Origin of the sequence: Halomonas sp. 707D4, from assembly GCF_024158685.1 — a bacterium.
Taxonomy (GTDB): Bacteria; Pseudomonadota; Gammaproteobacteria; order Pseudomonadales; family Halomonadaceae; genus Vreelandella.
Window position 1 is genome coordinate 1 of the sequence record NZ_JAMZBD010000143.1, and the last position, 6,926, is coordinate 6,926.

The 6,926-nt window shown below is 66.6% G+C and carries 6 protein-coding genes and 1 pseudogene; 4 read left to right on the top strand and 3 right to left on the bottom strand.

From position 1 onward, the window contains the following. Positions 1–292: pseudogene (locus BIS11_RS08045) on the top strand (hypothetical protein); the annotation flags it as partial. On the opposite strand, the gene BIS11_RS08050 reads toward BIS11_RS08045, so the two are convergent. Continuing rightward, positions 254–1,015, bottom strand: coding sequence for a glycosyltransferase family 2 protein (locus BIS11_RS08050; RefSeq protein ID WP_253421692.1), 762 nt, complete (start codon positions 1,013–1,015; stop codon positions 254–256). The pseudogene BIS11_RS08045 and the gene BIS11_RS08050 sit on opposite strands and share 39 nt — an antisense overlap. Positions 1,016–1,134: 119 nt before the next feature. Between BIS11_RS08050 and BIS11_RS08055 the strand changes: the two genes are divergently transcribed. Then, the gene (locus tag BIS11_RS08055) at positions 1,135–2,754 is read left to right on the top strand and encodes a sulfatase-like hydrolase/transferase (RefSeq protein ID WP_253421695.1); all 1,620 of its coding nucleotides are present in this window, start codon (positions 1,135–1,137) and stop codon (positions 2,752–2,754) included. Here the strand turns inward: BIS11_RS08055 and waaF are convergent. Then, the gene (gene waaF, locus BIS11_RS08060; protein ID WP_253421699.1) at positions 2,738–3,790 is read right to left on the bottom strand and encodes a lipopolysaccharide heptosyltransferase II; all 1,053 of its coding nucleotides are present in this window, start codon (positions 3,788–3,790) and stop codon (positions 2,738–2,740) included. The two genes, BIS11_RS08055 and waaF, sit on opposite strands and share 17 nt — an antisense overlap. Then, complete coding sequence (gene rfaD, locus BIS11_RS08065; RefSeq protein ID WP_253421702.1) at positions 3,783–4,739, bottom strand: ADP-glyceromanno-heptose 6-epimerase; 957 nt, start codon at positions 4,737–4,739, stop codon at positions 3,783–3,785. The genes waaF and rfaD overlap by 8 nt, the downstream gene beginning before the upstream one ends. 107 nt (positions 4,740–4,846) lie before the next feature. On the opposite strand from rfaD, the gene glyQ reads away from it, so the two are divergent. Both glyQ and glyS read left to right on the top strand, forming a co-directional pair. Then, positions 4,847–5,806: a glycine--tRNA ligase subunit alpha gene (glyQ, locus tag BIS11_RS08070; protein ID WP_253421707.1), complete on the top strand. Its 960-nt coding sequence runs from the start codon at positions 4,847–4,849 to the stop codon at positions 5,804–5,806. Continuing rightward, positions 5,807–6,926, top strand: a 1,120-nt coding sequence (glyS, locus tag BIS11_RS08075; RefSeq protein ID WP_253585902.1) for a glycine--tRNA ligase subunit beta, incomplete at its 3' end; no start/stop codon positions are given.

Below are 6,926 nucleotides of genomic sequence, written 5' to 3' on the forward strand. Positions count from 1 at the left end.
GACAGCCGGCGATGTGCAGAGGGCCCGTGGAGCCGGCGCGGATCTGCTGATCGCCGGCTCCACGGGCCCTCTGCACATCGCCGGCTGTCTGAATGTCGCCACCGCCGGTTTTTATCCCGCCAAGCGCTCGGCAACGCCGCTGCGCTGGCAGACCTGCAAGGACGCCGACAGGCGCCTGGCCTTCAGCCCGCCTGTCAAAGCGGCCCAGCAGGACATGACGGCCATCGACCTCGCCGCCGCCGCCGACGAGATCTCAGCGCTGCTCCGGGCCGGACTGGCCGCGCACCCATAGCGCCGCGTACTTGTTGAAGGTGGAGTGCGCCGAGAGCAGCGACAGCAAGAACCCCTGCCGGCCATCCCTGAAGCCCGCCTTGAGCAGATACATCTTGAGAAAGCAGCCCAGCGCGTGGGCCACGCCCTGGCCGAGAGAGGCCGTCTTGCCCCGGGCGGCGCGCTGCTCCGCCCAGGCATCGGCGTAATGCGCGGACTTCTCCAGGTAGTGGCGCACGTCGCGGTAGGTGTAGTGCAAGAGATCGCCGGCGAGCGGACGCACCTCGAGGGTATCCGGCACCACCAGCTTCTCGTGGACCAGCGCCGCGTTGTAGGAGGCGAGCCCCTTGGGGTAGAGGCGCAGCACCCGGTCCGGGTACCAGCCGCAGTGGCGGATGAAGCGCCCGAAGCACCAGGAGAGCCGGGGCAGCGCATACACCGCCGGGGGCACCGTCACCGCCTGCTGGATGCTGCGGGCGAGCTCCTCGGTGACGCGCTCGTCGGCATCGATCATCAGGATCCACTCATGGCGCGCCAGCGCCTCGGCGCGCTGGCGCTGCACGCCGAACCCCTGCCAATCCGCCGCCACCTGGACGTTGTCGGTGAACTCACGGGCGATCGCGAGGGTCTCGTCCTGGCTTCCGGCGTCGAGCACGACGATCTCGTCGGCGAAGGAGAGCGTTTCGAGGCAGGCACGCAGGTGGTGCGCCTCGTTCTTGACGATCAGTACAGCGGAAATGGCCACGGGTCACCTTTGCCAGCGCAGTCGAGAATAGCGTTGCCCGCCGGCGATCTTCCCACCGGCGCGCACTAACTTGGTAAGCTACCATACTCATTCGGTCGAAGATGGAAAGGGAATTTGGCATGGCGTCGACAAGGACCTCTCGATTCACCCCGTGGCTTCCGCTGCTGGTCATCGGCGCAAGCCTCGGCTACGCCGTGACGGTAGTCACGCGCCTGCCCTGGTGGTCGCTTTTCATCATGGCGGCGGCGTGGATCGGCGTGGGGCTGAAGCTCAACTGGGGGGTGCCGCGCAACGCGCGCTACCGGCGCATCTGGCCCTGGTCGCTTGTGCCGCTGAGCCTTCTGGGCATCTACGTCTATCTTGCCGACAGCTTCGGCAACGTCGATCTCGGCGCGGTGTTCTTCCATCTTCAGGCAGGCATGACCGACCACGGTGGCGGCGGCAAGGTCGTCATCGCGGCGGTGTACGTGGTGAGCATGCTGGCGGTGCTGGCCTCGGTCACTTGGCTTGCGCGCCGGGACCCGCGCTGGCGACTGGCCGAGCGTTTCTTCGCCCTGCTGATCCTGGCGATCAACCCGCTGCTCTACGGCCTTGGCCAGCGCAGCGCGGCGATCGTCACCGACGACGGTGAGTGGCTCGACCGGCGCTACGTGGCACCGCCCACCGAGGAGCAGACGCACCGGCCCAATCTGCTGCTGATGTACCTGGAGAGCCTGGAGCGTACCTACTCGAGCGATGTCTTCGGCGACGCCTACGCCGATCTCGAGGCGCTCGGCGAGCGCGGCCGGGTGTTCGAGGGCATTCGCCAGATGGACAACACCGGCTGGACCATGGCCGGCATGATCGCAAGCCAGTGCGGCGTACCGCTGATGCCGGCGGGACTTCTGCACGACACCCAGTTCGAACCTTTGCAGCAGGTAGTGCCCGGCGTCGACTGCCTGGGCGACATCCTGGCGGGCCAGGGCTACCGGCTGAGCTACCTGGGCGGGGCCAGCTCGCAGTTCGCCGGCAAGGGGCTGTTCTACCGCGGCCACCAGTTCCAGACCGTCAAGGGCAAGGAAGACTGGCTTCCCGAGCTTGACGACCCGGAGTACGTCAACAGCTGGGGAGTGTTCGACGACACCCTCTACGCCGAGGTCGAGCGCGAGATTCGCCGCTACCGGCAAGAAGACGATGGCCCCTGGGCGGTGGTCAACCTGAGCCTGGCCGGTCATGCCCCTCACGGCTTTCCTTCGCAGACCTGCATCGACCGCCAGGGCCCCTTCGACGGCCAGGACATTCTCTACTCGGTGAAGTGCTCCGCCTGGCAGGCGCGGGATCTGATCGAGCGGCTCGAGGCCGAGGGGCTTCTGGAGAACACGCTGGTGGTGTTGATGAGCGATCATCTGACCATGCGCGTCTCGGTGTGGGACCAGCTGACGGCGCTGGATCGCGACAATACCCTGATCATGCTGGGCAACGGCATCGAACCCGAGCGCATCCGCCGCAACGCCGCCATGCTGGACGTCTTTCCCACCCTGCTGGAGGCGCTCGGCCTGCCGCTGGAGGAGCACCGCGCCGGGCTCGGGGCCTCGCTGACCGGCGATCACTCGACGCTAGCCGAAACCCACGGCCTCGACGTGCTCAACGAACGCCTGCGCGAGGAGACCGCCCTTCAGCACCGCCTCTGGGAGGGGCTCGCTCCCCAGCGCCGCGAGGCGGCCTCGCCCGTCGAGCAGGTCATCACCCCCGACCGCTGACGATCACCCCGCCCGCGCGCGCCTGCACCGCGCGCAGGGCGTGGTAAACCCCCTGTTCGCCCAGCTGGTTGAGGCAGTTGGTGTGGCCGAGCGGGCATACCCGCTTGAAGCAGGGCGAGCATTCGAGCCCGAGATAATGGATGGTGGCACTGTCGGTCAGCGGCGGCGTGTAGCGCGGCGACGACGAGCCGTAGAGCGCATGCACCGGCACGCCCACGGCGGCGGCCACGTGCATCAACCCGGAGTCGTTGGTGACCACCTGGCGGCAGTCGGCGAGCAGGTCCACCGCATCGGCGAGCGACGTGGCGCCGCACAGGTTGTGGGCGTGCTCCAGGCCCTCGACGATACGCTCGCCCACCGCGTGATCCTTCGGCCCGCCGAAGATGCGCACCTCGAAACCATCCTCGATCAGCCGGCGAGCCAGCGCACGGAAGTACTCCGGCGGCCACTGCTTGGCCGGTCCGTACTCCGCCCCGGGCATCATGCCCACCGCCAGGCGCGAGGAGAGCGCATGCTTCAGGCGCAGGTTCACGAGGTTGTCATGATCCACGCCAAGGCGCGGCGCGGGAATGTCGAACGTGCCCCGGCTCGCCTGCTCCCCGGGCAGGCCGAGCGACACGAAGCGCTTGACGGTCTGGTCGAGCACGCCCTTGTCGAGCCTGCGCGTCTCGGTCAGAAGCCCGTAGCGGTACTCGCCGAGAAACCCCACCCGCTCGGGGATGCGCGCCAGAAATGGCACCAGCGCCGCCTTCCAGGAGCGCGGCAGCACGATGGCGCGATCGAAGCGCCCTTTCAGGCGAGCCGCCAGCTCGCGACGGCTCTTCAAGCCGAACTGGCCGTGCCCTACCGCCAGGGGCAGCACTTCGTCCACCTGCGGCATGCGCGCCAGAACCGGCTGCGACCAGGCAGGCGCCACCACGCCCAAGTGGGCGCCTGGGTGCTGGCGCTTGAGCGTGATGAACAGGCTCTGGGCCATCACCATGTCGCCCACCCATGAGGGGCCGACGACCAGCAGCCGAGGCCCGACGCTAGCCATTGAGCCACTCCAGGTAGGCCTTCACGCCCTCGGCGACGGTCTTGAACTCGACGTCGCAGCCCGCCTCGCGCAGGCGTGAGATGTCCGCACGGGTATAGCTCTGGTAGCGCCCCTTGAGCTCCTCGGGGAAGTCGATGTACTCGATGGTGCCCTTGCCGTAGTAGTCGATGACCGCCTCGCCGATCGCCTTGAACGGCTCGGCGCGACCGGTGCCCAGGTTGAAGATGCCGGACACCTTCGGGTGGTCGAGAAACCACAGATTGACGTCCACCACGTCGCCGACGAACACGAAGTCGCGGCTCTGCATGCCGGCCTCGAATCCATCATGGGCGCCGAAGAGCTTCAAATCGCCGCCGGCGCTCACCTGGTTGTGGTTGTGGAAGGCCACGCTCGCCATCTTGCCCTTGTGCTGCTCGCGCGGGCCATACACGTTGAAGTAGCGAAACCCGACCACCTGGGTGGTCAGCGTCGGCATCCGCGCGCGCACGTGCTGGTCGAACAGGAGTTTCGAGTAGCCATAGACGTTGAGCGGCTTCTCGAACTCCGGCGACTCCTTGAACACGTCGCTGCCGCCGTAGGTGGCCGCCGAGGAGGCGTAGAGAAGCGCAATGCCGTGCTGCTCGCAGTACTCGAGCAGCAGCTTCGAGTACTCGAAGTTGTTCTCCATCATGTACTGGCCATCCCACTCGGTGGTGTCCGAGCAGGCGCCTTCGTGGAAGATCGCCTCGATGGCGGGCAGGTCACACGGCTCGCCCCTGAGCGAGGCGCGCACCTCGGTGATGAAGTCGTCCTTGTCGCGGTAATCGAAAAGCGTGCAGTCGGCCAGGTTGACGAACTTGGTGCCATCGGAAAGGTCGTCCACCACCAGGATGTCGGTGCGCCCGCGCGCGTTGAGCGCCTTGACGATATTGGCGCCGATGAATCCGGCCCCGCCAGTCACTACGATCATGGGATCTCCTTCAAAAGCGGCTTGAAAGGCATGCGTGCCTATAACCCATCTGCTGGGGATTGTATACTTGACGGCTAATGAATTCATGGCCAATGGTGCTTTTTGCGATGAGTGTCTCGACGAATCAATCGACGCCGGACGTGTCGACCTTTCAAGGCTTGATCCTTGCGCTGCAGCAGTACTGGGCGGAACAGGGCTGCGTGATCCTTCAGCCGCTGGACATGGAAGTAGGCGCGGGCACCTTCCACCCGGCCACCTTCCTGCGCTCGATCGGCCCGGAATCCTGGAATGCCGCCTACGTGCAGCCCTCGCGGCGCCCCACCGATGGCCGCTACGGCGAGAACCCCAACCGCCTGCAGCACTACTACCAGTTCCAGGTGGTGATGAAGCCCTCCCCGGCCCACTTCCAGGAGCTCTACCTGGGCTCGCTCAAGCGCCTCGGGCTCGACCCACTGGTCCACGACGTGCGCTTCGTCGAGGACAACTGGGAATCCCCCACCCTCGGTGCCTGGGGCCTGGGCTGGGAAATGTGGCTCAACGGCATGGAGGTGACCCAGTTCACCTACTTCCAGCAGGCCGGCGGCATCGAGTGCTACCCGGTGACCGGCGAGCTCACCTACGGGCTCGAGCGCATCGCCATGTACCTGCAGGACGTCGACAGCGTCTACGACCTGGTCTGGGCGATCGCCCCGGACGGCAGCAAGGTCACCTACGGCGACGTCTACCTGCAGAACGAGCGCGAGCAGTCCGCCTACAACTTCGAGCACGCCGACGTCGACCAGCTCTTCGCCAATTTCGATCACCAGGAGCAGGAGTGCGGCAAGCTGCTGGAGGCCGCACTTCCGCTGCCCGCCTACGAGCAGGTGCTCAAGGCCTCGCACACCTTCAACTTGCTGGATGCTCGCCACGCGATCTCGGTCACCGAGCGCCAGCGCTTCATCCTGCGGGTGCGCACCATGGCCCGTGACGTGGCCCACGCTTATTACCAGTCGCGCAAGGACGCCGGATTCCCCATGGCATCCGAAGCCCTTCGCCGTGAACTGCTGGACGACCAGGGAGACGCTTGAATGGCCGCTGATACGCTGTTACTCGAACTCGGCGCCGAAGAGCTGCCGCCCACCGCCCTCGACGCGCTATCGGACGCCTTTGCCGCCGGCATCGAAAAGGGGCTTCTGGAGGCCGAGATCGCCTTCGACCGAGTCATCGCCTACGCCACCCCGCGCCGCCTGGCCGTACGGGTGGAGAACCTGGCCGACAAGCAGCCGGACCGCGAAGTCGAAAAGCGCGGCCCGGCGCTGGCCGCCGCCTTCAAGGAGGGCGTGCCGACCAAGGCCGCCGAAGGCTTCGCCCGCTCCTGCGGGGTGAGCGTCGACGAGCTGATCCACCTGGAAACCGACAAGGGCACCTGGCTTGGCTACCGCGAGCGCCAGAGCGGCGAGAGCGTGCAGGCACTGCTGCCGGCGCTCGTGCGCAAGACGCTCACGTCGCTGCCCGTGCCCAAGAACATGCGCTGGGGCGCCTCGCGGGTCGAATTCTCGCGCCCGGTACACTGGCTCGTGGCCCTCTACGGCAGTGACGTGATCGCCGCCGAAGCGCTGGGCCTCGAGGCCAGCCGCACCACCTACGGCCACCGCTTCCACGCGCCGAATGCTCTTCAGCTCGCCCACGCCGACGACTACCTCGACACCCTCGAGAACGCCTACGTGCTGGCGGATCGCACCCAGCGCCGCGAGCGCATTCGCGAGCAGGTACTGGCCGAAGCCGAGGTCGTCGACGCGACGGCGGTGATCGACGAGGATCTGCTGGTCGAGGTGAGCGGATTGGTAGAGTGGCCGGTGGCGCTGACCGGCAGCTTCGACGAGCGCTTTCTGAAGGTGCCGGCGGAGTGCTTGATCTCGTCGATGAAGGCGAACCAGAAGTACTTCCACCTGCTGGACGACGACGGCGCACTCAAGCCGCTGTTCATCACCATTTCCAACATCGAGAGCGCCGATCCGCAGCAGGTGATCTCTGGCAACGAGAAGGTCATTCGCCCACGCCTGGCGGACGCGGTGTTCTTCTACGACACCGACCGCAAGCAGCGCCTGGCGGCGCGCATTCCCCAGCTCGAGAACGTGGTGTTCCAGAAGGAGCTTGGTTCGCTTGCCGACAAGGTGCGCCGCAGCACGGCGATCGCCACCTTCATCG